Annotated in this window: 20 protein-coding genes, 1 tRNA gene and 3 pseudogenes; 8 read left to right on the top strand and 16 right to left on the bottom strand. The window is 40.1% G+C overall.

The features are described 5' to 3' along the window. Positions 1 to 19: 19 nt before the first annotated feature. The 6 genes and pseudogenes from AC1M9P_RS03535 to AC1M9P_RS03510 form a co-directional block, all read right to left on the bottom strand. Positions 20 to 1,750, bottom strand: a pseudogene (locus tag AC1M9P_RS03535) (type IV pilus secretin PilQ); the annotation flags it as partial. A 324-nt stretch (positions 1,751 to 2,074) separates the two neighbouring features. Next, a pseudogene (locus AC1M9P_RS03530) lies at positions 2,075 to 2,509 on the bottom strand (AMIN domain-containing protein); the annotation flags it as partial. A gap of 19 nt (positions 2,510 to 2,528) precedes the next feature. Continuing rightward, positions 2,529 to 3,056 carry a pilus assembly protein PilP gene (locus AC1M9P_RS03525; RefSeq protein ID WP_481586734.1) on the bottom strand — a complete coding sequence of 176 codons (528 nt, stop codon included), beginning with the start codon at positions 3,054 to 3,056 and terminating at the stop codon, positions 2,529 to 2,531. Continuing rightward, on the bottom strand, positions 3,056 to 3,784 hold the full coding sequence (locus AC1M9P_RS03520; RefSeq protein WP_035263971.1) for a type IV pilus inner membrane component PilO: 729 nt from the start codon (positions 3,782 to 3,784) through the stop codon (positions 3,056 to 3,058). The genes AC1M9P_RS03525 and AC1M9P_RS03520 overlap by 1 nt, the downstream gene beginning before the upstream one ends. Continuing rightward, complete coding sequence (locus AC1M9P_RS03515; protein WP_035263969.1) at positions 3,781 to 4,407, bottom strand: PilN domain-containing protein; 627 nt, start codon at positions 4,405 to 4,407, stop codon at positions 3,781 to 3,783. Before AC1M9P_RS03515 ends, AC1M9P_RS03520 begins: the two co-directional genes overlap by 4 nt. Next, positions 4,407 to 5,465 (bottom strand): pilus assembly protein PilM, encoded by a 1,059-nt coding sequence (locus AC1M9P_RS03510; protein ID WP_035263966.1) that lies wholly within the window; start codon positions 5,463 to 5,465, stop codon positions 4,407 to 4,409. Before AC1M9P_RS03510 ends, AC1M9P_RS03515 begins: the two co-directional genes overlap by 1 nt. Positions 5,466 to 5,633: 168 nt before the next feature. On the opposite strand from AC1M9P_RS03510, the gene ponA reads away from it, so the two are divergent. Then, positions 5,634 to 8,159, top strand: coding sequence for a penicillin-binding protein PBP1a (gene ponA, locus AC1M9P_RS03505; RefSeq protein ID WP_481586733.1), 2,526 nt, complete (start codon positions 5,634 to 5,636; stop codon positions 8,157 to 8,159). A gap of 32 nt (positions 8,160 to 8,191) precedes the next feature. Here ponA and AC1M9P_RS03500 read toward each other — a convergent pair whose 3' ends face one another. The 9 genes from AC1M9P_RS03500 to AC1M9P_RS03460 all read right to left on the bottom strand — a co-directional run bounded on the left by AC1M9P_RS03500 (position 8,192) and on the right by AC1M9P_RS03460 (position 18,626). Further along, positions 8,192 to 8,998 (bottom strand): putative RNA methyltransferase, encoded by an 807-nt coding sequence (locus AC1M9P_RS03500; RefSeq protein WP_481586732.1) that lies wholly within the window; start codon positions 8,996 to 8,998, stop codon positions 8,192 to 8,194. A gap of 70 nt (positions 8,999 to 9,068) precedes the next feature. After that, the gene (gene mraY, locus AC1M9P_RS03495) at positions 9,069 to 10,187 is read right to left on the bottom strand and encodes a phospho-N-acetylmuramoyl-pentapeptide-transferase (RefSeq protein WP_092767279.1); all 1,119 of its coding nucleotides are present in this window, start codon (positions 10,185 to 10,187) and stop codon (positions 9,069 to 9,071) included. Continuing rightward, the gene (locus tag AC1M9P_RS03490) at positions 10,188 to 11,591 is read right to left on the bottom strand and encodes a UDP-N-acetylmuramoyl-tripeptide--D-alanyl-D-alanine ligase (protein ID WP_481586731.1); all 1,404 of its coding nucleotides are present in this window, start codon (positions 11,589 to 11,591) and stop codon (positions 10,188 to 10,190) included. It lies immediately after the preceding gene. Between the two features lie 9 nt (positions 11,592 to 11,600). After that, positions 11,601 to 13,097: a UDP-N-acetylmuramoyl-L-alanyl-D-glutamate--2,6-diaminopimelate ligase gene (locus tag AC1M9P_RS03485; protein ID WP_481586730.1), complete on the bottom strand. Its 1,497-nt coding sequence runs from the start codon at positions 13,095 to 13,097 to the stop codon at positions 11,601 to 11,603. A gap of 7 nt (positions 13,098 to 13,104) precedes the next feature. Then, positions 13,105 to 14,934, bottom strand: coding sequence for a penicillin-binding protein PBP3 (gene ftsI / locus AC1M9P_RS03480; protein ID WP_481586729.1), 1,830 nt, complete (start codon positions 14,932 to 14,934; stop codon positions 13,105 to 13,107). Between the two features lie 9 nt (positions 14,935 to 14,943). Then, on the bottom strand, positions 14,944 to 15,288 hold the full coding sequence (gene ftsL, locus AC1M9P_RS03475) for a cell division protein FtsL (RefSeq protein WP_035263955.1): 345 nt from the start codon (positions 15,286 to 15,288) through the stop codon (positions 14,944 to 14,946). Beyond that, positions 15,288 to 16,211, bottom strand: a complete 924-nt coding sequence (gene rsmH / locus AC1M9P_RS03470; RefSeq protein ID WP_481586728.1) for a 16S rRNA (cytosine(1402)-N(4))-methyltransferase RsmH — start codon at positions 16,209 to 16,211, stop codon at positions 15,288 to 15,290. Before rsmH ends, ftsL begins: the two co-directional genes overlap by 1 nt. Positions 16,212 to 16,395: 184 nt before the next feature. Beyond that, a complete protein-coding gene (locus tag AC1M9P_RS03465; RefSeq protein WP_179998869.1) occupies positions 16,396 to 17,412 on the bottom strand; it encodes a sulfate ABC transporter substrate-binding protein in 1,017 nt (338 codons plus the stop codon). Between the two features lie 239 nt (positions 17,413 to 17,651). Then, a complete protein-coding gene (locus tag AC1M9P_RS03460) occupies positions 17,652 to 18,626 on the bottom strand; it encodes a sulfate ABC transporter substrate-binding protein (RefSeq protein WP_481586812.1) in 975 nt (324 codons plus the stop codon). A 405-nt stretch (positions 18,627 to 19,031) separates the two neighbouring features. On the opposite strand from AC1M9P_RS03460, the gene AC1M9P_RS03455 reads away from it, so the two are divergent. The 5 genes and pseudogenes from AC1M9P_RS03455 to AC1M9P_RS03435 form a co-directional block, all read left to right on the top strand. Further along, positions 19,032 to 19,346 (top strand): DUF4179 domain-containing protein, encoded by a 315-nt coding sequence (locus tag AC1M9P_RS03455; RefSeq protein ID WP_481586727.1) that lies wholly within the window; start codon positions 19,032 to 19,034, stop codon positions 19,344 to 19,346. Between the two features lie 126 nt (positions 19,347 to 19,472). Next, positions 19,473 to 20,981 (top strand): glutamate--tRNA ligase, encoded by a 1,509-nt coding sequence (gene gltX, locus AC1M9P_RS03450; RefSeq protein WP_481586726.1) that lies wholly within the window; start codon positions 19,473 to 19,475, stop codon positions 20,979 to 20,981. Between the two features lie 114 nt (positions 20,982 to 21,095). After that, positions 21,096 to 21,171, top strand: a tRNA-Glu gene (locus tag AC1M9P_RS03445). Between the two features lie 105 nt (positions 21,172 to 21,276). Then, complete coding sequence (locus tag AC1M9P_RS03440) at positions 21,277 to 21,618, top strand: hypothetical protein (RefSeq protein ID WP_481586725.1); 342 nt, start codon at positions 21,277 to 21,279, stop codon at positions 21,616 to 21,618. 249 nt (positions 21,619 to 21,867) lie between these two features. Further along, a pseudogene (locus AC1M9P_RS03435) lies at positions 21,868 to 22,083 on the top strand (SEL1-like repeat protein); the annotation flags it as partial. A 52-nt stretch (positions 22,084 to 22,135) separates the two neighbouring features. Here AC1M9P_RS03435 and ettA read toward each other — a convergent pair. Further along, positions 22,136 to 23,797 (bottom strand): energy-dependent translational throttle protein EttA, encoded by a 1,662-nt coding sequence (ettA, locus tag AC1M9P_RS03430; protein WP_035263944.1) that lies wholly within the window; start codon positions 23,795 to 23,797, stop codon positions 22,136 to 22,138. 298 nt (positions 23,798 to 24,095) lie between these two features. On the opposite strand from ettA, the gene AC1M9P_RS03425 reads away from it, so the two are divergent. After that, on the top strand, positions 24,096 to 25,373 hold the full coding sequence (locus AC1M9P_RS03425) for an O-acetylhomoserine aminocarboxypropyltransferase/cysteine synthase family protein (RefSeq protein WP_035263942.1): 1,278 nt from the start codon (positions 24,096 to 24,098) through the stop codon (positions 25,371 to 25,373). 241 nt (positions 25,374 to 25,614) lie between these two features. Continuing rightward, complete coding sequence (locus AC1M9P_RS03420) at positions 25,615 to 26,502, top strand: SDR family NAD(P)-dependent oxidoreductase (protein ID WP_092767298.1); 888 nt, start codon at positions 25,615 to 25,617, stop codon at positions 26,500 to 26,502. The last annotated feature ends 87 nt before the right edge of the window (positions 26,503 to 26,589 follow it).

Raw genomic sequence — 26,589 nt, 5'->3', positions numbered from 1 at the left:
TGCTTTCATTGAAACTATATTAATTGTTTCTAGTTTGCCTGTCATTAACAATTCTTGGTGTCACAAAGATTAATAACTCACGCTTATTCTCTGTTTTACTGTCTTTACGGAATAGACGACCAACAGCAGGAATATCACCAAAGAAAGGCACCTTGGTTTGGTTAAAAATCGTTTCTTGCTCGAAAATACCACCTAACACCACAGTTTCACCGTTGTTCACGAGTACATTGGTATCAATTTGATTTTTATTCAAAATGATTTCACCATTCTGTGCATAACCTGCTGGTGAATCACTGGTAATGTTCAATTTCATTTGAATTTTACCATCAGGCGTAATACTTGGAGTTACCTCTAAGCTTAACAACGCTTCTTTAAAGGAAGTCGTCGCCGTTGCAGCACCACCTGCAGTTTCAGTGGTTTGGTAAGGAATTTCCTGACCCGAAGCAACTTTCGCTTGCTGCTTGTCAGCAGTGAGAACTTTTGGTGTAGAAATAACCTCACCGTAGCCATCAGCTTGTAATGCCGACAACTCAAGATCCAGCATAAAATCAGACATATTGATTAAACCAAATGCAATTTTACCGGCAGCCCCAGCCACACCTAAATCCACATTTAAGTTATCAGGACGTTGAATATTATAACGACCATCCTCACTTGGTGATTTTAAATCCCACAGCGTTTGATCACTACCACCAACCAAAAGATCATTATTGGTTGCAACACCTTTCGATACTACACCCCATTTCACACCCATTTCTTTGGTGAAATCTGTTGTCGCGCGTACAATACGAGCTTCGATCATGACTTGTTTTACAGAAACATCCAATAAATCAATCATCTTGCGAATTTGATCAATTTTTTGAACTGTATCGTTAATGATCAATGTATTGGTACGTGGATCAATTGAAACTGTACCACGTGGACTTAATAATGACCCGACACTGTCCCCCAATGGGTCAGTTGTTGAGTTTGTATTATTACCATTAGAAGAACGACTGTTACGACCTTCAGTAATCAACTTTTCAATATCTTCAACTTTGGCATAGCTCAATTGAATATATTCGGTTTGCAATGGTGCCAATTTCACACTTTGTGCAATGGCTTTCGCCTCTTCTTCTTCGGCTTTAATCAATTCTGGAACCGGTGCAATCCAAATTACATTTCCGTTGCGACGCTTATCCAAATTCTTGGTTTTCATTACAATATCAAGCGCTTGATCCCAAGGCACATCTTTTAAGCGTAATGTAATATTCCCTTGAACTGAATCCGAAGTCACCATATTAATGCCGGTAAAATCAGCCAACAATTGTAATACGCGGCGCACTTCAATATCTTGGAAATCGAGAGAAATCTTATTGCCTGTATATTTCGGTGTACGATTTTGGCTGCTTAAGCCTTTTTTCTCTTCTGGACGTTTTAGACTGATCGTTAACTTACCATCTGTTTGATAAGCCATATATTCGAAGCTACCGCTCGATTGAATGGAAATTACACCATTCGACTTATCATTATAAGCATCTACTGTAGAGACAGGCGTCGCAAAATCATTAACGTTTAAACGGCGCACCAAATGCGATGGAATTTTGTTACCGAGGAAACGCACCACAACTTTGCTACCTTGCTGTTGTACATCTACTGGTGTATCTGCTGTTTTTAAATTCAGTACAACTTGTCCCTCACCTGCACTACCGCGCTCAAAACCAATATCTTGCAGTCCTTGTTGTACTGCTTGATAAGCGACAGGCGCTGGCGGTGTATACGCAACAGGCTGCTGATAAACAGGAGCTACTGGAGGTGGTACAGGTGCTGCAACTTGCTGACGAACCACTGGCACAGGTGGAGCGGCAGGTCTTAAAACCGTAGGCGTTGGTGCAGTTGGTTTCAATACCTGCTGTGCTGCAACAGGAATCACAGGTGTAGGCGTTACAGGTGTCGCTGCCACAGCTGTAGCCGTAACAGGTGTAACGTTATTCGTCAGATTAGGACGTATAACTGGCTTTAAAACACTTGGTTTAGTCGCTGGTTCTGGTGCTTTGGCTTGGGTAACCACTGGCGCCGCAGGTATTGCCACTTTCGCAGAGTTCGGATTATTTATTTTTAAAATAAAGGTATTGCCTTCAACACGTGTCGTGTAGCTCCCCTTCTGCGTTAAATTGACAGTTAACCGTGAACGCTGATCATTAGAAATGACTTCAACTGAGTTTGCTTCAGTGGTCGACACAGGTATTTTAGTATTCGCCAGTGTTTGACCTGCCTGCATAAAATCCAAAACGAGTCGAGATGGATTTTCCAATTGATACGATTGTGGCTGTGGAGGTAATCCGTTAAACATGACACGAATTTCTGTTCCTTGACCTGGCACCTGCAAAGGCACAATATTAGTCATCGTAGTTTTAGCCGCCGCTGCCTGCATAACAGCTATAGAAACAGTGGTCATAGCGAATTGACGAAGAAAACGGTTCATATAATGTCGATCCCCACCCCAAAAATTTTGCATACTCTTTTTCATTGTTATTCCTTATCTCGTCTTAACCAACAGGCCCAAGCAACACTAAGCTTCTTGGTCTTTCGATATAACCATCTCGACCATCTGAAACAATTTCAATCAGATCGATTTGAGTCGGCGTTATCTTCACGATGCGCCCTTGGTTCATCCCCATGTAATTACCACGTTGCACACGTTCAATCTCACCATCAGGGGTTTGAATCAAAGCGAGAATCTGGCCATTGTTACGTTTTAAACTTCCTTTGAAGTTTAACGTTTCCAATGCATAGCTTTCTAAAGGCTGTGGTTGACGATTAAAATTAGGATAAACACGTTTACCCGACATGATTCTTAGCTCTGTTGCCAATGAGTTTGGCAAGAATGGACTTCGAAGTTGATGCGCCGAGTAAAGAAAATTTGGAACTGGATTAAATACAGGTGCCGGTTCTATGGGTAAAGGCGGCTGGCTACGAATATTCGCCATTTCTTGATTGACCGCATCAATACGCGAATCACATCCCACCATAGTCGTTGCAATAACTAATCCGCACAAAAGCTTAAATGATTTCATTATTGTCCTCCTGCTGGCATATCAGCTGGTGGAACAACCGCTGAACCTACCGTATCTTCAGTCGATGCAACATAACGATATGTTTTGGCTTTTAATGAATAATTGATCAGTGGAATATCAGATTTTTTATCTGTACTTGGCGTCGCTGTAATCACAAAATCATGTAACGTTACGATACGCGGTAAAGACGCAATTCCACTCACAAAACGCCCAAATGAATGATAATCACCTGTCGTTTCTATCGAAATTGGCTGCTCAATAAAGAATTCTTGAGCCACTTCATTTTCGAGACGGATATTTTTAAATTTGAGCCCTGAATTCACACCTGTTAAGTTGATGTCCTCAACTAAACTTGGAATTTCTGTTTCTTTTGGCAATTGTTGTAATTGCTCATTGAAATTCATTTCCATTTGTTGCAACTGTGCTTGGTATTGCTGCAAATTACGGAGCTTAGAATCCTTTTCTTTAAACTCTGTCAGTAAATTTGCCTCTTGTGCTTTAGCAAGATCAATGGATTCAAGTTTTGGTTTAATCACCAAAAAGTAACCAATAGCACAAACAAATAGGAAAATAAAAATCCAACAGGTAATTTTTACAGACAGTGGCCAACTACCGTAGTTATTGGAGTCCAAAGTATTAAATTGCTGAAAGAACTTTTCAACAGTCATGGACTTCTTTTTTGGTGCAGTGACATCTGAATCAAAGTCATTTAAATCATTACGACTCATGGTGCACCTCCCACATTATTCGCGTCCATCTCTGATGTCGGTTGAGCAATCGCACCCAAGTCGACAGTCACGATAAATGTACCGTATGACTCTTCAACTCGAGGGATTACCGAACTTGGTGCTTTTTCCTTCACTTCTGGCGCAGCCAAGAATGAATTCATAAATGCATTTCGGTACCACTGGGAAGCTTCTAAACCACGTAATAACTCTGCTACCGCATTCGGACTTTCTGCTTTACCTTCGATGGTAAATTTATTACCAGTACGGGTAAATTTCGTCAGATACACCGTTTCAGGAACAACACGTACCAATTCATCTACTAAACGCACAGTAACAGGTCGTTGACCTTCAAGACCTTGAATCAGTTTCATCCGCTCAATCACTGCATTTCGACGTTCTTGCAATCCTTCCAAGGATTTTAATTGAACGTCTAAACTTTGATTGGTGCTTACAATAAGTTGGTTTGCTTGTTCTTGGTCTTGCAATTTATGATTCAAGAAGAACCAAGCTGCTAAAACCGATAAAATCGCAAGTAATACCACTGCGATACAGATATAAACAAATTGCTTTTTTCGCTGTTCTCTTAGCTCTTCGCGCCAAGGGAGTAAATTAATTTTAGCCATTAATCAAAACTCCTCAATGCCAAGCCACACGCCACCAATAATGATGGTGCATCATTTTCTATTTTTTTCAGGTCGATTTGAGGAGAAAAGCCCATTTGTAAAAATGGATTAGCAATAGTGACACGATATCCCAATTTTTGTTGCATCATTTTTGCAAGACCTGGGATATTGGCATTACCACCCGCCAATAAAATATGATCAATCTCGTTAAATTGAGAAGAAGAGAAAAAGAACTGTAATGAACGCGCTGCTTGTTGAATCACTGCATCAAGGAATGGCATTAAAACTTCTGTTTCAAAGTCATCTGGTAAGGTGTTATCTTTTTTAGCACGCCCAGCTTCATCATAAGATAAGCCATAACGATTTTGCACATCTTGAGTCAATTGCTTACCGCCAAACACTTGTTCGCGCGTGTAAATAATTTTGCCATTTTGCATGACTGACAAAGTCGTCATGGTATGACCAATATCAAGAACGCCAACAAGATTTGCACCAATCGGCAATGTATCTGCAAAGACTTCAAAACTACGTTCCAGTGCATAGCTTTCAACATCGGCAACTTTTGGGGTAAGGCCGACCAAATCCAATACTTCAATACGAGAGTCCACGTTTTCAGTACGTGTCGCAACGAGTAGAACGTTCACTCTGTTTGGATTGTTTAATCGCTCAGGAAGCACTTCAAAGTCTAAACTGACTTCGTCAAGTGGGAATGGGATATATTGCTCAGCATCCATACGAATCTGAACTTCACGCTCATCATCGCTCATGTCGGCATCCATCTCGATGACCTTGTGAATCACCATAGACGTAGGCACTGCAAAAGCAGCATTCGTTGATTGCGGATTTGCAATATTAATCGCGCGCTCTAAAGCATCAGCCACGTTATCCTGATTGAGGATGTTTTTTTCAACAACACTTCCATCAACCAATGGACTTAACCCGTAACTTTCAACCCAATAGCGACCGTTTTTAACTGATAGCTCTAATAGCTTAACAGAGGTCGAACTAACATCTACCCCCACTAACCCCTTATTTGGCTTACGATATAGTCTAAGCACAATGCAATTCCTATTATTTTTTTGTCCCCAACAACAGCACAATACAAACTAACTACACTTGGTCTAATTTTTTTGCGGATATAATAACTCAACTAACATTCCGTTAAATGAGAAGCTATACTGACCTTCTATTAGTTTGCCTTTAGCACCTATTAAAACTTACTTGTTATGAAAAAGCTATCTTGTTGTGGACAGATTCACCCTTTTTTTTTGCTGATTATCATTATCTTAGTCACAATTCCAATGGGATTTTATGGAATGTATCTCTATATTGCACCATCTTTGCCAGAGATGACTGCTTTTAAGAAGGCTCCATTATTAAAACCGCTGCAAGTTTATACAGCAGATAACCAATTAATCGCAGAATATGGTGGCAAACTTTCTGTTCCAGTTGAATATGAGCAAATCCCACAAGATTTTATTCATGCTTTTTTAGCTGCAGAAGACTCTTCTTTTTTTGAGCATAGCGGTATTAGTTTTAAAAGTTTAGGACGTGCAGTCAGTGAATCGATCACGGGTTCTGACATTCAAACTGGTGGTTCTACAATTACCATGCAGGTGGCTAAAAACTATTATTTAACACCAGAACGAACTCTCAAGCGCAAACTCACCGAAATTTTCTTAGCACGTAAAATTGAACAAAAATTATCAAAAGAAGAAATTCTTACTCTCTACGTCAATAAAATTTTCCTCGGTAAAAATGCTTATGGCATCGCCGCAGCAGCAAAAATTTATTACAACAAGAATTTAGACGATCTTTCAATTGCCCAAATGGCAATGATTGCAGGATTACCTAAAGCACCCTCTAAGTATAATCCTGTGGCCAATCCTGAACGTGCGTTAGAACGTCGCAATTGGATTTTAGGTCGTATGCTACAGTTGGGTTATATTAGTCAAATTGAATATGAAGATGCAGTATCAGAGCCTATCGCTTTGGACATGCCTGATCGCGGTATTAACAATAAATTCCCTTATGTCGGTGAAATGGTTCGTTCTGAACTCGTCAAAAAATTTGGCGATCTCGCGATCGATTCAGGATATAAGGTTTACACCACTATTGATTACAATCGTCAAGCCTTTGCCGAAGAAGCAGTTCGTGTTGGTTTAGAAAGTTATGACCGTCGTCATGGATGGCGTGGCCCAGAAGCCCATGACAAACCATTAAAAGACTTTGTACCATTTGCAAACACCTATCCTGCTGAAGTCACTAAAGTTTTAAGTAATTCTTTTGAAGCAACTTTACAAGATGGTTCATCAGTCACTGTTCCTTGGTCTGGCATGTCTTGGGCGAGACGCTATCGCAATGCCAATAGTGTGGGTGGTGCACCGAGCAATGCCTCACAAATTGTAAAAGTCAAAGATATTGTTCGTCTACGTCCAAATCAAAATCGTAGTATGTGGTCCTTGGTACAGGTGCCTCGTGTACAAGGTCAGTTAATTGCACTTAACCCAAATGATGGTTCCATTGTCGCGATCGTTGGTGGATATAATTTTTATCAATCGAAATTTAACCGTGCACTGCAAGGTTGGCGTCAACCTGGCTCTATTATCAAACCATTTGTCTACTCGCTTGCACTTGAACGAGGTATGACGCCGCATACCATGGTTAGTGATAATCCCATTACCATTGGTAAATGGTCACCACGCAATTCTGATGGGCGCTATCTGGGGATGATTCCATTACGTCGGGCTTTATATTTGTCACGTAATACTGTCTCTGTTCGCCTTTTACAAACAGTCGGTCTAGAACGTACTCGCCAATTGTTTATGGATTTTGGTTTGCAGGAAGATCAGATTCCACGTAACTACACGATTGCATTAGGAACACCTCAAGTACTCCCTGTGCAAATGGCAACAGGCTATGCCGCGATTGCCAATGGCGGTTTCCGCGTGCAACCTCACTTCATTAGCCGTATTGAGGATGCTTACGGCAAAGTGATTTATCAAGCCAATCCAGAATACGCATGTATTTCATGTATTAAATCTCAGAAGCAAGATACAACCTCTGCTGAAGCAACAACACCAGACGACGAAATTATTGAAGTTACCAATCAGTCTTTAGAGGATAAGCAACCCACTTTAACCGATGAAGAGCGCAGCCAATATCGTCAAGCACATCGAATTTTAAAATCCAGTTCAGCATTTGATATGGCGAATATTTTACGAGACGTAATTCAGCATGGTACTGGTCGCGCAGCATTAAAAATTGGTCGTGGTGATTTAGGAGGTAAAACAGGAACAACCAATGATGCAAAAGATGCTTGGTTCGCTGGCTTTAACGGCAATCTAGTCGCAGTTTCATGGGTAGGTTTCGACCAACCGACTACGCTAGGTCGTCGTGAATATGGGGGTATCGCTGCTCTTCCAATTTGGAGTGACTTTATGGAGAAGTCGCTTGCCAATACACCATATGCTTGGGTAAGTTTAGATAAAAATGCAAAAGCTCCTTTAACTCGAGAACAACGTGGTCGTGTACATACATTAAACCATGAGCAAAAAGATAAAACTCCACCTTTAGCTCGTCCAATTTATCGCCCTGCTCCAGTGGTAGCACCAACGAATGATCGCGATTTTGATGATCTACCAGATAACGATCAACCGTTAACGCCGACGTCGTCGACACCACCGGATATGAATTCAACACCACAAGTTAAACGAGATTCAATCGAAAATTTGATTAATCAAGTTCAATAACCAAAATAAAGCCCTCTAAAAGAGGGCTTCTTTTAACTTTTCTTTTTTAAAATATAGATCTGAAACTCCGCACTCAGTTCAAATTTTTCAACTTGCTCTAATTGCTCACGCCGTTCAGGTTTGGCCTTATAAGCATATGGCGTCATTGCGATAAGACACTTTAGGTCATTTTGGTTCAACACCAATGGTGCCTGAATTAAGCTTTCATCAATTAACTCAAAGTGCTCGCTCAACTGTGCTACAAATTTATGTGGCTCATGTGCCTTAACTTCTTCAAATAGTGCTTCCCGCATTTTATATAAATGTTGTGGACCTGGGGTAACAACCATTAAATACCCCGATGGTTTTAATACACGTAATATTTCCGCCTCGGGAATAGGACTAAATAAACTGGTACATAAATCGATGGTCTCGCTTAAAACAGGCAACACAGCCCCCGTACCCACAACCCAAGTGACATTTTGATTTAATTTTGCTGCTACCTGAACTGCAGTTTTAGCAATATCCACCCCCACAACTTGTATCGCTTCAGCTTCCATTGCATTGGTGTAATATCCTTCACCGCAACCAATATCTAAAAGATTTTCAATACGTAATTCTCGGATTCTAGCAACGACAGCTTGCTGTAATGGCGCATAAAATCCCGCTGATAAAAACGACCGTCTAGCTTGAACAGACTCGGGGGTATCCCCAGGATTTTTACTATGTTTATGCTGTACGACATGCAAATTCACATAACCTTGCTTTGCAATATCGTAACTATGATTACTCTTGCAGCGCCATGTTTTCCCCTCAAGCGCCAATGCCTCGCGACAAACAGGACACATCAACAGATTCATCATTTTCTCCAAAATATTTTAGCGATGAAAAAAGCCGGCATAAGCCGACTTGATCTCATTTGATTCTTGCTTAGCGCAATTTTAAGGTCATTAGACCTAAAACTACCAGCATAATTGTGATAATCCAGAAACGGATGACCACCTGTGTTTCACGCCATCCTTTCTTTTCATAGTGATGATGTAACGGCGCCATAAGGAAAACACGTTTATTTCGCATACGAAGCGAACCGATTTGTAAGAATACAGAAACTGCTTCGACTACAAATACACCCGCCATAATTGCAAATACAATTTCCTGACGTACCATCACCGCAATAGTTCCCAGCATCGCTCCAAGCGACAAGGCACCAACATCTCCCATAAATACTTGTGCAGGATGCGCGTTATACCAAAGGAATGCTAAACCTGCACCTATCATTGCAGCACAAATAACAACGAGTTCAGATGAATATTTCACATAGGGAATATGTAAATAATTTGCAAAACGAACATCACCCGCCAAATAAGCAAACACCCCTAGGCCCGCCGCAACCAATACAATTGGCATAATTGCAAGACCATCTAAACCGTCAGTCAGGTTAACAGCATTCGACGCACCGTTAATCACTAAATAAGTGAATATGATAAAACCGATCCCTAAAGGGATTACCGATAAAGGAATTGTAAGATCTTTAAAGAAAGGGATCAGCAAATCCAACATATTCGCAGTGTGTACAGGATTAGTTTGCTGAGTCGCAATTACGTAGAGTGATATCCCTGCACCCAAAGAAGCGACAGATGTCCAAAAAAACTTCTTACGCGCTGGCAAACCTGCATTGTCTTTATAACGGATTTTAATCCAATCATCCGCCCAACCTACGGCGCCAAATATCACCATCACGCCAAGCACAATCCAAACATAAGGGTTTGAAAGATCTGCCCAAAGTAAAGTTGAAATCCCAATAGAAAGCAAAATAAGGAGACCACCCATGGTTGGTGTTCCCATTTTTTTGGCATGGTTTTCCGGAGCGAAAGAACTTACCGCTTGGCCATATTTTAAAGCTTGTAACTTACGGATCATGACAGGACCAAGGACTAGACCTATCGTGAGTGCTGTCAAGACACTGAGCAGCGCACGTAATGTTAAATAACGAACCACTTGGAACGAGCTGTGATAGCCGGAAAGTTGTTCAAATAACCATAACAGCATTTAGAGTTTCTCCATCAAATCTGCCATCAACGTTTCCATATGGGTATAACGAGAACCTTTGAATAAGAAACTCATTTTTTGCGGTTGATGTGTTTCGATTAGACTAATTAAAAATGGTAGAGCTTGCTCTTGATTGAGGAAAGCTTGTAACTTTTTCCCGTACTGAGTACTACGTGCGCCTTCCTGTGTTGCTGGTGCAAACTCACCAACAGCAACAACAAAGTTGAGTCCGCGAATCGAAACCAAATCTCGCCCGAGTAAATAATGTTGTTGAGCAGCAGTCGGACCTAACTCACCAATATCCCCAATCACCATGACACGAATACCTTCTTGCTTTGCAAGCACTTCACCCGCTGCACGCATCGACGTCGGATTGGCATTGTATGTATCATCGATAAATAAAAAATCATTTTTTTGAATAAAATTCAAACGCCCCTTTGCACCCACAGCTTGTTCTAAACCCGTGACAATATCATCCAAGCTGATATTTAATGACAATGCAAATGCAGCAGCAGCCAAAGCATTTTGAACATTATGCTCACCAGCAAAAGGTAAATCCACGGGTTGGACACCTACAGGCGTATGTAATTTAAATTGTGCACTTTGTGGATTCAGCTGAATATCTGAAGCATAGACATCACCACCTTCTCCAAAACTTAAAGTTTTTGTTGTTTTCACACTTTGACGGATCTGATCTACATAATCATCAGCTGCTGGTACGATCGAAGTTTCTGAAACATGACCATAGATTTCAGATTTAGCTTTACAAATTCCGTCACGCCCACCGAACTCACCAAGATGAGCCGTACCAATATTAATAATACCCGCAACATGAGGTTGAACGAGCTTCGAGGTATAGTCAATTTCTCCTTGATGACTTGCTCCGAGCTCCATCACTGCATATTCATGATCTGGTCGAAGCTCCAATAGCATCATAGGCACACCCAGATCATTATTGAGATTACCTCGCGTGATCAATGTCGGTGCTTTGCGAGCAAGAATACTACCAAGCATTTCTTTAGTCGTGGTTTTGCCGCTACTACCAGTCAGTGCGATAACTTTTAATTGCGCATGTTGAGCGCGACGAAATGCACCAAGCATACCTAATGCTAATCTCGTATCTGTTACCACCAACTGACAAATATCAATGTCTAAAGGCCGCTCAACAATCGCAATCTGACAGCCTCTTTCAGCCACTTGTTGAACAAACTCATGCGCATCAAAACGCTCACCTTTCAGGGCTAAAAAAGCATCCCCCGACTCCGCATGACGTGAGTCTGTCAAAATACGCTTTACTTCTCCAGTCGGTTTTTTATCATTCAACCAATACCCTTGAGTTGCAGCAACAAGATCAGACAAAGTCCATGGGACAAGTGTCGCAGTACTTGTAGTAGATGTGTGCATAATGATTCCTTAGTCTGCTGGATAAGATGCTGGCTCAGTCGCATGCTGACCTTTAATGGCTGCTTGGACTTCTACCACATCATCAAACCAATGACGAACACCATCAATCTCTTGATAATTTTCGTGGCCTTTACCTGCAATCACAACAATGTCACCTGCTTTCGCTGTTTTCACTGCAAACTTAATCGCTTCACGACGATCATGAATTTCATGAACCTCTCTGTTCAAAAATTCAATTCCAGCCTTCATGTCAGCAAAAATTTGTTCTGGGTTTTCAGTACGTGGATTATCTGAGGTGAGCAATACAACATCTGCATGATCTAAAGCAGCCTGTGTCATTAATGGTCGTTTACCGCGATCACGATCACCACCGCACCCAAACACAGCCCATAATTGCTGTGAAACATGACGTTTTAATGTTTGAAGAACCTGAACTAATGCATCAGGAGTGTGCGCATAATCCACGACAAACAAACGATCTTGATCACGCAACACTTGCATACGCCCTGGCGCGCCTTTTAGCTGAGGAACTAAAACGACTAACTGAGATAAATCTAAACCCGCCTGTTCAACAGAGATTAAGCTCGCAACTACATTTTCAATATTAAAATGACCCAATAACGGACTATGCACTAAATAGCTTTGGGACTTGGTCACCAATTTAAAATGAACCCCGTCTAAACTATATTGAATCTCTTCAACACGGTAATCCGCGGGTTGAGTGGTGGAGTAAGTTAAAATTTTAGGTTTTGCTGGATTTTGCTCCGCCGCTTTGAGCATGATATTTGCGTAAGCATCATCGATATTGATAATTGCAACTTTAAGACTCTCAAACTGAAATAAGCGTGATTTAGCTTCTGCATAGGCCTCTAAAGTCTTGTGATAATCCAAATGATCGCGACTTAAATTACTGTAAGCTGCAATTTCAATTGCCGTTCCATTGAGACGCCCCTGTTCAAGACCATGGGAGCTTGCTTCAATAGCAGCAAACTTAGCTCCCTGCTGAGCATAAGTATGCAATTGATTTTGCATATGCAACGCATCTAACGTGGTATGTGTAGATGCTTCAAGGTGAGGTAAAATCCCATTCCCTGTCGTCCCCATCACCGCACATGGGTGTTTGCTTAACACCAATAGCTCTGCAACAAGCCTTGAAATGGTCGTTTTACCATTGGTTCCCGTGACAGCCAATACTCGAAGTGGATTTACTGGCTGTGTCAGTTGCAAATAATCTTTCTGCCATTGTCCCATGAGCATACGCACATTCGGAACGATCAAACTTGGCGTTAAACCTAAATCTTGTTCTGAAATAATAGCCAAAGCACCAAGATCTAGTGCCTTCTGTGCATACTCTGCAGTTTTTTCAGGTTGAGAAAGACTAGTCAAAGCAATAAACACTTGTCCCGCTTCAACTTTACGACTATCTAATTGGAAGCCATTAAATGCTTGTTGCATCCATTCTGCTGGATGATCTACAGCGTAGATTTGTTGAAATGTAATCGACATTCATCACCTATGGAATGGATTTTGGAGTATCTAAGGGTTTATCCAATGGTACGTTTAATAGTCTCAGCGATTCCTGCATTACTTTTGCGAAAACAGGTGCTGAGACAGTACCACCGTAATATGTGCCTTTTGGATTTTCGACCACGACGACCATCGCCAAACGTGGATCACTTACAGGTGCAACACCTGCAAATAAAGCTCGATATTCATTGGTCGAATAACCTTTACGGTCAGCACGTAATTTGTGTGCTGTACCCGTTTTACCTGCAACGCGATAACCTGGTATTTGAGCACGAGTCGCTGTACCGCCTGGCAATGTTGCTGTCTCCATCATTAACAAGACTTGATCCGCAATTTTAGGATCAATCATTTGTTCACCTTGAGGAGCTTTATCCAACTTGTACAAACTTAAAGGGACTTTCTTCCCTTTATTTGCCAACATGGCATAAGCGTCTGCCAATTGCAGTACCGTGGCATTGAGACCATATCCATAGGACATGGTTGCAACTTCTGAAATATTCCATTTACTTGGCGGTAAGATCAGACCTGGACTTTCACCAGGGAATTTAACAGCCGAACGCTGTCCAAAACCAAGACGCTTATAGAACGTTGGTAAAGTCGGATAAGGCAAAGACAAGGCAATTTTCGCTACACCTACGTTGGAGGATTTTTGAATAATGCCACCTAAAGTAAGCGCTCCATAATTATGCGTATCACGAATTGTATGATTACCGACACGCATCGACCCTGGCGTGGTATTAACGACTGAGTTTGCAGTGTACTTACCACTTTCAAGCGCCATCGCCACCGTTAATGGTTTCATCGTCGAACCTGGTTCAAACGAGTCAACTGCACCGCGATTTCGCATTGCATCTTTATTGGATAAACTTTTTTTATCATTCGGGTTATACGACGGCCAACTGGTCATCGCTAGAATTTCACCGGTTTTGACATCGACCGCAATTGCTGTAGCAGAACGTGCATTATTTGCTACACCTACCGCGGTAAGCTCTCGATACATAATATATTGCAATCGAGAATCAATACTCAGTGTAATATTTTCCCCAGCTTCAACTTCTTTAATAACTTCTGGAACTTGAACACGGTTACCATGCTTATCACGTACAATTTTCTGTTCGCCATTGACCCCTGCAAGCCGCTTATTCAGCTGCATCTCCAAACCTTCAATCCCTGTTCCCTCGGTATTGGTTAAACCAATGATTTGAGAGTTGGGTTGTGGTTGTGGGTAATAACGTTTATATGATTTTTCAGAATATACGCCAGCAAAATTGCGTTGTGCTAACAGAGCCGCTTGAGCAGGTGGTACTTCTTTTTTCAATACTAAATAACGTGAACGAGCTCGATCTTGAACACGCTTTTTGAGGTCAGCTCGATCCAGCCCAACTGCATCTGCTAGCTCATCTAAATTCAGGTTTTCCTGTGGTAACTGATTTTTTAATTTTCGACTGGTTGGATTCTTTTTTAACTCTTCAGTAATTTCATCAAAAGTTGCTTTAGTTTCAAAATAATGTTGAGGATCAATCACCACCTTCATAATTGGTGTACTAATTGCCAAGGGAACGCCATTACGGTCGCTAATAACCCCTCGCATCGCACTTAATTTTTCAGTACGTAAAATTTTAGCGTTGGCTTTATTTTGCAAAAAGTCTTTGTTCACAATTTGAACATAAAAGGCACGTGCAACCAATACCACAAAAAATATCAGGACTAAGCCCCACATTAAATAGAAACGCCACATATCTACAGCAACGGTTCTTTTCTGTGTAATTGGCTGCTGTTTTTTACGTGTTTGTTTTGTTTTGCTTTTATCAACCATTCAGCGTGCCTATTGATTTTTCGCGGTTTCAGCAGGAAGTGAAATCACCACAGTCTGTGATGTTGGTGGTGAATACATACGTAATTGTGTCACTGCACGTGTCCCAATCTGTGCAGTCGCTCCAAATGTCTGTTGCTCAATAAGTAGACGACCCCATTCAGCATTGATGTCTTCAAGCTCACGCATATGCGTATTGAATTCACGAAAATCTTGACGATAAGAATAGACCTGATAGACCACCATAAATGCGCTCACCATGACCATAGCGGTTAAAATGCTATAGATCAGTATTTTTTTTCGCACCAAGGGCGTTGCTACAGGTTCCTGTTGTTCTACGTCTTTTTCCTTTTTCATTATTCGCCTTTAAAATTTATTCGCTCTGCAACTCGCAACCAAGCACTTCTAGAACGCGGATTTTGTTTCACTTCTTCTTCACTCGCACGTACGCGATCAATTTTTTTCAAGCGACGAGTTTCTTTAGGTTTCTGAGGCAAGCCCCAACCATCATCCTCAGCTAAAGTCGACTCTTTTTGAATAAATTGTTTAATAATTCGATCTTCTAAGGAATGGAAACTGATGACCGCTAATCGACCTCCATTATGAAGCATATCCAGCGCTTCAGGTAAAAAAGCATGCACATCTTCTAATTCTTTATTGATTTCAATTCGAATTGCTTGGAATGTACGTGTCGCAGCATGCTTATTCTTTTCCCATTTCGGATGGGCAACTTTTACAATTTCAGCCAATTGACCTGTAGTCTCAATATAACCTGCTGCTTTAATCGCTTTCGCAATGCGGCGGCTATATCGTTCTTCACCATATTGAAAAATAATATTCGCTAAATGCTCTTCATCAACTTCAACCAACCATTGCGCTGCAGTTAAGCCTTGAGAGTTGTCCATTCGCATATCCAGTGGACCGTCTTTCATAAAGCTGAAACCACGTTCGGCCTGATCAAGTTGTGGTGATGACACACCTAAATCTGCCATAACACCATCGACAGTATCAACACCGCGTTGATTTAAGGCTGTTTTAATATCTGCAAAACTTGCATGAATAATGGTAAATCTTGGATCTTCTTGTTCTAACTGAGCAGCCACAGCCAAAGCCTGCGGATCTTTATCAAAGGCATAGACACGAGAATGTTCATCTAATTTGGACAAGAGAAGTCGAGTATGACCTCCTCGACCAAAGGTGCCATCTACATAAATCCCTGTATTACGCCCACCCAATAGAGCATCTACAGTTTCATGAAGTAATACAGAAATATGCGACATAATAACGTTTCAGAACATCTAAAAATTTAACTGCACATTATTACCTTGTTTTAATAAAGCTCCAAACGACTTTTTGTAGGTAAATTTTACTTTCTATAGGCAAAACCGTTTCATTCACTGGAATGTTCAAATAAAAAAGCCTCACTTAGAGGCTTTTTTATTGAATTTCAATTACTTCGGTATATTAACGACGGCTGTTATAAATCTGATCAAAAATCGCACCATTCACAAAATGTGCTTGTTGTGCTTTTGCCCAACCACCAAAAACCTCATCAATGGTAAATGTTTTTAACTTAGGAAATTGTTTTGAGTATTTTGCTAACACTTCAGCATTACGCGGACGATAGAAATGCTTAGCAGCCATCTCCTGACCTAATGGTGAATATAAATAGTTGATATAGCCAGTTGCCAACCATTTATTGCCATTTTTATCTACAGTACGATCAACGATGGCAACAGAAGGCTCTGTTAAAATCGAAATAGATGGATAAACAATATCAAACTGATCTTTGCCCAAGGCTTTTTGAGTGACCAGTGCTTCATTTTCCCAAGTGAGCAACACATCGCCAATTTTACGCTCAGCAAATGTCGTCATAGAAGCGCGCGCCGCAGAGTCCATCACTTTGACGTTATGGTACATCTTGCCAACAAAGTCTTTTGCTTTCGCTTCATTACCACCTGGTTGTTTGAGTGCATAACCCCAAGCTGATAAATATACCCAGCGTGGTAGACCACCTGTTTTAGGGTTTGGTGTGATGATTTCTACACCCGGCTTAACAAGATCTTGCCAATCCTGAATTTTTTTAGGGTTACCTTTACGCACCATAAAAACAATGGTTGATGTATAAGGTGCAGAGTTATAAGGGAACTCTTTTTGCCATCCTTTATTGATTTGACCCGATTTCACGATCTCTTCAATATCATTTGCCAAAGCCAAAGTGACAACGTCACCTTTCAAGCCATCAACCACAGAGCGTGCTTGTTTACCTGAGCCACCATGAGATTGTTTAAAGTTGACTTTCACTCCAGTTCTTGACTGCCAATATTGACCAAATGACTGATTAAACTCATCATAAAATTCACGAGTCGCATCATAAGATACGTTCAGGAAATCACGTTGTGCTGCTTGAGAAGATACACTGAACGATAAACCTGTTGCGAGTAAGCCCGCTGTAAGCAAGGCTTTAAATTGAATTTTCATAGTCAAAAATCTAGATATACATAATTAAGCTAAATATATGAAATAAAATCATATTCATCAATTTAATTTGGAGATGTGGTTTACGTTATATTGCTACCATTTTTTCTTTCAAGTTTATGAATTAATTCATAAATCATCTTAAACACAGCCTATATTCAAATATATAGTATTTTATGTATTACTTATAAGAAAAAATGGATAACATGTCGCGATCCATTCATATAAGGTCTAAAAGTAGATTATTTTTCTGCTGAAATTTGGTCGTAAATCGCGCCATTTACAAAGTGCGTTTGCTGCGCTTTCGCCCAACCACCAAATACTTTATCGATGGTAAATAATTGTACCTTTGGAAATTTAGCACTGTATTTAGCTGCGATTTTTTCATTACGTGGTCTAAAATTATGTTTAGCTGCTAATTCCTGCCCCAAAGGTGAATACAGATAGTTAAGATATCCTTTTGCGAGATTACGATTCCCATTTCTATCAACGGTTTTATCCACGATGGCAACAGAAGGCTCAGCTAGGATTGAAATGGATGGATAAATAATTTCAAATTTATCTTGACTCAAACCTTGCGTCGCTAAGAGCGCTTCATTTTCCCAAGACAGTAAAACATCACCAATTCCACGTTCAGCAAAGGTCGTGAGTGATCCACGGGCTCCTGAATCTAACACTTTGACATTTTTGTATAGTCGTTTGACTAATTCACGAGCTTTCGCATCATTTCCAGCAGGCTGTTTAAGCGCATAGCCCCATGCAGATAAATAAATCCAGCGTGGCGCACCACCTGTTTTTGGGTTCGGGGTAATGATCTCAACACCAGGTTTGACTAAATCATTCCAGTCTTTGATATTTTTTGGATTGCCCTTTTTTACTAAAAAAACAATGGTAGATGTATAGGGTGCTGAATTATTTGGAAATTCTTTTTGCCAATTTTTATTGATATAACCTGCTTTTACAATTTCTTCAATATCATTTGCAAGTGCCAAGGTCACAACATCTGCTTGTAATCCTGTTGCTACAGCACGTGCTTGTTTCCCAGATCCACCATGAGATTGCTTAAATTGCACCTCTTGACCAGTACGTTTTTTCCAAAACTCACCGAAACTTTGGTTATATTCTTGATAAAATTCGCGAGTGGGATCATAAGAAACATTTAAAAATGATATATTCGCCTGTGCAGTCATACTGAACAACAATGCCCCAATACTCATTGTGCCCAATAATTTATTGAAAAAGTGCTTATTCATTAAAATCTCTTTTTTATTACATTTATGAATTGCACTATATTTTTTATTTACTTCAGTCACAATGTATTCAATAGACGAATTAATTCATTGTAAATATTTAAATTTTATATAAATTTTATTCATATGAATTGCATTTTTATCACATAAACTCTCTTTAAATTTTACCCCCTAACATCATATCTTCACCGAATCTCCATATTTTATTGATAAAAAGAGGCAAAATTTATTTCAGCTACAGGTTGAGTAACTTAAGGATTTTTGAATAACAAATTGCAAGAAAGTGTGATGCATTTGTACTTTTGTGAATTTTATGGTTAAAATGTAAACCTAATTACTCTTACAATAAATTCAAAATAGGGGAAAATTGAAATGAATTTGTGCTATTTACAAGCGTTAAGCTTAACTTTATGTGTTTTTGGTATGAGCCAGACACATGCAGCAGCGTTACAAAACCCTGCTAAATCACTACAAAACTCTAATGTAGCTGAAAAGTCTTTAACACCTATCGAACGCGCATTGACTCAACAAAAACGTGAACGTGCTGAGAACAAACCTTCTTCAGAGATGGATCAGATTAAAGTGATCACTTCTATTAAGAATGCTCCAACGCAAAACTTCCTAGCATCGCAACACCAACAGTTTTCGCGTTTTTTACAAAGTTTATTTCCTCAGCACACATCTTAAGCAATATTTTTCTCAATCTCCCCAATTGAGCCAAATTTAGCCCAGTCCGATTTAATGAATTAATCATTAAGCCACTGGGCTTTTTGCTATAATAAAACCAATTTTTATTTGATAACTTTTCTGGCTATGACAGTTCGTACTCGTATTGCACCATCTCCTACAGGTTTCCCCCATGTAGGTACTGCTTATATCGCATTATTTAACCTATGTTTTGCTCAACAGCATGGCGGTGAATTTATCTTACGTATTGAAGATACAGACCAACTCCGCTCAACACCTGAATCAGAAAAAATGATTCTCGATTCTTTGCGCTGGTTAGGGTTGAATTGGTCAGAAGGTCCAGATGTGGGTGGTCCTCATGCACCATACCGTCAATCTGAACGTATGGATATTTATAAAAAATATGCGTTAGAACTGGTTGAAAAAGGTCATGCATTCTATTGTTTTGCCACTGCTGAAGAATTAGATCAAATGCGTGCTGAACAACAAGCACGTGGTGAGTCTCCTCGTTATGACGGTCGTGGTCTAAAACATACGCCAGAAGAAGTTGAAAGACGTTTAGCGGCTGGCGAACCACATGTTATTCGCATGAAAGTACCTGAAGAAGGGATTTGTAAATTTAATGACTTACTCCGTGGTGAAGTAGAAATTCCATGGGCACAAGTTGACATGCAAATTCTGTTGAAAACCGATGGCCTACCAACTTACCACTTAGCAAACGTTGTTGATGACCATTTAATGGAAATCACTCACGTGATTCGTGGTGAAGAATGGATTCCATCTGCACCTAAACACCAATTGCTTTACCAATATTTTGGTTGGGAAATGCCTGTGCTTTGCCACATGCCACTTTTACGTAACCCTGATAAGTCAAAACTATCTAAACGTAAAAACCCAACTTCAATCAATTACTACAAAGATATCGGTGTATTACCAGAAGCATTACTCAACTATTTGGGTCGCATGGGTTGGTCAATGCCAGATGAACGCGAAAAGTTCAATTTGGCTGAGATGATCGAGAATTTTGACATCCAACGTGTATCGCTTGGGGGTCCAATTTTCGATGTAGAAAAACTCAATTGGTTAAACGGTCAATGGATCAAATCACTTAGCCCTGCTGAGCTTTTAGATACTTTATTGGCGTGGAAGGCAGATCGTGCCAAGTTAGAAGAGATTGCTGCCGCAATCCAACCACGTATTAACCTATTGTCTGAAGCAGTGAATTGGTCAGCACATTATTTTAATCACTTCCCTACACTGTCTAAAGAACAATTCGAAAGTAAAAAGTTATCTGAAGAGCAAGTTCGTCAAAGCCTACAATTTGCAATTTGGCGCTTAGAAAGCTTATTTACTTGGAATAATGACACTGTTAGCCAAACGCTAATGGATTTAGCTGCACAAATGGAAATTAAATTACGTGACTTTATGCCTGCGTTCTTTATTGCCATTGCGGGTTCTACTGCTTCAACGCCAGTGATGCAAACCATGGTGACCATTGGTCCTGATTTGACTTTTGCTCGTCTGCGTCATGCACTCGAAATCGTTGGCGGTCCAAGTAAAAAAGAGCTTAAAGTATGGGAAAAATTGAATGAAAGCTTAAAACTGCCGAAAAATGATGCAGTTGATGAAGCTTAATTAAATTTTTTATTGACGCATGAGTGTTATATCCCTAATATAGCGCTCACACAGATTGAGCACTTAGCTTGATACCTAGATTGCTTTTATAGCATTGACTGTGTTGCCTCATAAGTCCCTATCGTCTAGAGGCCTAGGACATCGCCCTTTCACGGCGGTAACCGGGGTTCGAATCCCCGTAGGGACGCCAAATTCTAAAAAACCACTGACCTCGATCAGTGGTTTTTTTTCATCTATACATTTTTGATTTTAGTTTCGATGTTATAGAATTAAGCAAAAGAAATACGGAGCGCTCATGCAGTACCAATGCCCTAAATGTCAAAGTCGTAAAATTCTTCCTTTAGCAAGTGCCAATGCACCTGCTGTACGACCAAATGTTCCTAAAAGCTTAATCATCCTCATACCCACTCTATTTTTACTCCTATTATTGGTGATTATTAGCGTTGTACTGATGATTTTTAGTAATGGTGCTGGTGAGACACTTCAAATTGCAACTGTGATCGTATTTTTAATTGCAGTGATTGCGGGTGTGATGTTCTGGAAAGATTTACCAGATTTCAAAATTTCGATGCAAGCCTTCATGCAATCTCAAAAGAAATGGAAATGCCGTGAATGTAATCACGAATGGGAAAATTAATTGTTTATTTTCATAAGTCCTTAAAGCTCATTTGAGCTTTAAGGACTTAAAATTAAATAAATTTAAATTTTATATATGAGTAGTAGACAAAACCTTCAAAAGAGCATAATTTAATGAAATATATCTCATTTTTGCATGGATAAGCAAGGAGAACCATAATGATAATAAAAACTATTTCAATCACTATTCTTTGATCTAAAACCTACTCGAACGGCTAATTTATCCAATCTCGAGCCATCCACATCCTTAAACCCTCGAAATCAAATGTGGTTATACCTACGTGATGCATTACGTGGGAATGCTGAAGCACAATATCAATTAGGTCTGAGTTACTTAAATGGTGAACTAGGTTTGGATCGAAATTATCAAATTGCTGAAAAATGGCTGAACCAATCAGCGAATGCTGGAAATGAAAATGCAAAAAGAACTCTACTTCAAGCTTATAGTCTTTTAGCTTTTTCATAAAATTAATTCATAAAAAAACCAGCCTGAAGGCTGGTTTTTTTATTAGATGGAATTAACCACCAATTTTGCGATATTTCTGGCGCTTAGCCACTAAATCATCGCCGTCACGTTTACGACGATATTCTTCGAACTCAGCATAGTTTCCTGTGAAGAATTCTGGTGTTTCACCTTCGAATGACAAGATGTGCGTTGCAATACGATCTAGGAACCAACGGTCATGCGAGATGACCATTACAGTACCAGGGAATACTAAAATTGCATCCTCAAGTGCACGTAAAGTTTCGATATCCAAGTCGTTCGATGGTTCATCGAGAAGGATAACGTTTGCGCCCATTTGTAGAATTTTCGCAAGCTGTAAACGGTTACGCTCACCACCTGACAATTGACCTACACGCTTCTGCTGATCTTGGCCTTTAAAGTTAAAACGACCAATATACGCACGTGATGCGATTTCATATTCACCAATACGTAAGATATCTAAACCGCCAGAAACTTCTTCCCAAACCGTTTTATTGTTATCTAAGGTGTCACGAATCTGACCCACGTAAGCCACTTTAACTGACTCACCTAGCGTTACCGTACCTGTATCAGGTTGCAATTCGCCTGTCATCATACGGAATAGTGTGGTTTTACCCGCACCGTTCTCACCCACGATACCCACGATCGCACAAGGTGGAACAACAAAAGATAAATCTTTGTAAAGTGTACGATCACCAAACGATTTGCTGATGCCTTCAACTTCTACAACCTTGTTCCCCAGACGTGGACCAGGTGGAATGTAGATTTCAGACGTTTCGTTACGTTGTTGGAATTCACGAGAGTTAAGCTCTTCAAAGCGTTCCATACGTGCTTTATTTTTCTTTTGCTGACCTTTTGCATTAGAACGAACCCATTCAAGTTCTTTTTTCAATGCTTTAGCAAAAGATTCTTCTTGCTTCTGTTCTTGCTCTAAGCGGGCATTTTTCTGCTCTAACCAAGAAGAATAATTACCTTGATAAGGGATACCCATACCACGGTCAAGCTCAAGAATCCACTCAGCAACGTTATCCAAGAAATAACGGTCATGCGTAATCGCAACGATTGTACCAGGGAAGTCTTTTAAGAAACGTTCCAACCATGAAACAGATGATGCATCCAAATGGTTCGTCGGTTCGTCAAGAAGCAACATGTCTGGTTTAGACAAGAGCAAACGGCAAAGTGCCACACGACGGCGCTCACCACCTGACAATTTAGTGACATCAGCATCCCAAGCTGGCAAGTTTAACGCTGCCGCTGCTTGTTCAAGCTGGTTATTTAAGTTATGCGCATCCCAAGTTTGAATAATTGCTTCAAGCTTTTCTTGCTCTTTTGCAAGTGCATCAAAGTCGGCATCTTCAGCTGCATATTCAGCGAAAACTTCATCAAGACGAGCTAACGCATCAAGTGCTTCACGAACGCCATCTTCAACGTTGCCACGAACGTCTTTTGTTTCATCTAATGGCGGCTCTTGCTCAAGGTAGCCGATTTTGATGCCTGGTTGTGCACGAGCTTCACCAGAGAAATCTTTATCTACGCCAGCCATAATACGAAGCAAGGTAGATTTACCTGCACCGTTTAAACCAAGAACACCAATTTTAGCGCCTGGGAAAAATGATAAAGAGATGTCTTTAAGGATTTCGCGCTTAGGCGGAACCATCTTAGACACACGGTTCATCGTGTAAATATATTGGGCCACGTAGGACTCCTCTATAAAAAAAACAAAATCCGCTGTAAATACAAATCGCGGACAAATAATTAGCGAGCATTATACGATGAATACGATAAAAACATAAGCCATACGCCCGAACTTGCAAGGAATGTTACAAGTTTATTTTTTCATCAAATTCACCATTCAAAGTGCACAAGAATATGGCTTTTAAATGAGCAACATATGAGAATTTTAGATAACTTTTTCAATATTTTATAAATTTTATAATATGATTAGGGTGCTATATTCTCATTGAACAATTTTTAAACCACAAGAAGATCTCAAAATGACATATAAGGACGAAACCCTCGCCATCCATGCTGGATACTCACCTGAACCAACGACTAAAGCTGTTGCGGTACCCATTTATCAAACGACGTCTTACTCATTTGATAATACGCAACATGGCGCAGACCTATTCGATTTAAAGGTCTCTGGGAATATTTATACACGGATTATGAACCCAACGACTGCTGTGCTTGAACAACGTATTGCAGCACTCGAAGGTGGGATCGGCGCATTAGCACTTGCATCAGGTATGGCAGCCATTACCTATGCCATTCAAACCATTGCTGAAGCTGGGGACAATATCGCTTCTGTATCTACACTTTATGGTGGTACATATAATTTATTTGCACATACGCTACCAAAACAAGGGATCGAAGTGCGCTTCTTCGATTATCAAAATCCAGAAAGTTTGCGGGCACTTGTTGATGAAAAAACTAAATTAGTCTTCGTTGAGTCTATTGGTAATCCACTCGGCAATATTATTGATTTAGAGGCGATTTCCAAGCTTGCACATGAACTTGGTATTCCTGTGATTGTGGACAATACGGTTGCTACACCAGTGCTTCAAAAATCTTTTGAATTTGGTGCAGATATTGTTGTTCACTCTCTAACCAAGTACATCGGCGGACATGGTAATTCGATCGGCGGTATCATTGTTGACAGCGGTAAATTCCCTTGGGGTAAATATCCAGATCGTTTTAAAGCATTAAATACTCCCGATCCAAGCTATCACGGCGTGAACTATGTCGAAGCGCTTGGTGAAGCAGCTTATATTGCACGTGCTCGTGTCGTGCCATTACGCAACACAGGTGCAGCGATTAGCCCACAAAATGTTTTCTTAATCCTGCAAGGTTTAGAAACATTAAGTTTACGTATGGAACGTCATACTGAAAATGCTTTAAAAGTTGCTCAATATTTACAAGCTCATCCAAAAGTAAAATGGGTAAATTACGCAGGACTACCTGATCACCCGCAACATGCTTTAGCTCAGAAATACGTTAAGGGCAAACCTTCAGCAATTCTTTCATTTGGTGTACAGGATGGCTTAGCAGGCGGAACTCGCTTTATTGATGCCCTACAATTATTCACACGATTGGTGAATATCGGTGATGCAAAAAGCTTAGCATGTCACCCAGCAACCACAACGCATCGCCAATTGAATGAAGAAGAGTTAAAAGCTGCTGGCGTTTCTACGGATATGGTTCGCTTATCTATTGGAATCGAACATGCTGACGATTTAATCGCCGACCTAGAACAAGCGCTCGCTCAAGTTTAATCTTGGTAATACATTAGAAATAAAGCCTCATGACTGGGGCTTTATCCTCATTTACCATATCGTCTTTTTCAATTATTTTATTCGTATTACCACAATAAAAAATTAGAGCATTTACTCTAATTTTTACAATAAATTCATAAACTTATGCCATGGTTTATTTTCATTTTTCCACTATGCTGATTTGTATGACACGTTTAAAAATACGTGTTCCACAATTCATTGCATTTACAGGGAGAATGAAGTGAATAAAAAATTAGAACAACGTTTTAAAAAACGTGTCCATGGAAAAAATATTCTGATTACAGGCGCGTCCAGTGGTATCGGTTTAACTGTTGCACATCAATTGGCTGCGGCAGGTGCGCATGTATTATTGGTGGCACGAACTGAGGAAACTTTACAACAAGTAAAATATGAGATTGAGCAAAAAGGGGGAAAAGCTGACATTTTTCCTTGTGATTTGAATGATATGAGTTCAATCGATGCTGTAACGCAACAAATCTTCAATAGCGTCACACATATTGATATTTTAATTAATAATGCAGGTCGTTCGATTCGCCGTGCAGTCCATGAGTCCATCGACCGTTTTCACGATTTTGAACGCACGATGCAACTCAACTATTTTGGTGCTGTTCGCCTCATTTTAAATATCCTTCCACATATGATAGACCGTGAACGTGGACATATTATTAATATTAGTTCAATTGGTGTATTAGCCAATGCTACACGCTTCTCTGCATATGTCGCTTCAAAAGCTGCATTGGATGCATTTAGCCGTTGCCTATCAGCTGAAGTACATGCGCATAATATCGCTATCACCTCGGTCTACATGCCTTTGGTCAGAACGCCGATGATCGCTCCAACTAAAATATATAAATACGTGCCAGCACTTTCACCGAATCAAGCTGCAGATTTAATCGCTGGTGCTATTGTGAACCGTCCAAAAAAGGTAGCGACTGGTCTTGGAAAACTTGCATCAATTACTTATGCAATTGCACCTGATATTAATAATAAATTGATGTCGATTGGATTTAATTTATTTCCAAGCTCTACTGCTTCTGTCGGTCGCCAAGAGAAATTAAACATTGTACAGCGTGCATATGCCCGACTATTTCCTGGCGAACATTGGTGATCGAACAAGTTAATTTAAGTACTTTGTGAGATGATCTTGTTACATTTTCACTGTGTGATTTTAATTATTCTTTAAGAATTAAATGCC

This window comes from Acinetobacter sp. 25-47-122 (assembly GCF_056779695.1).
The sequence above is the reverse complement of the archived record's forward strand: the minus strand, read 5'-3'. Positions and strand labels throughout refer to the sequence as shown.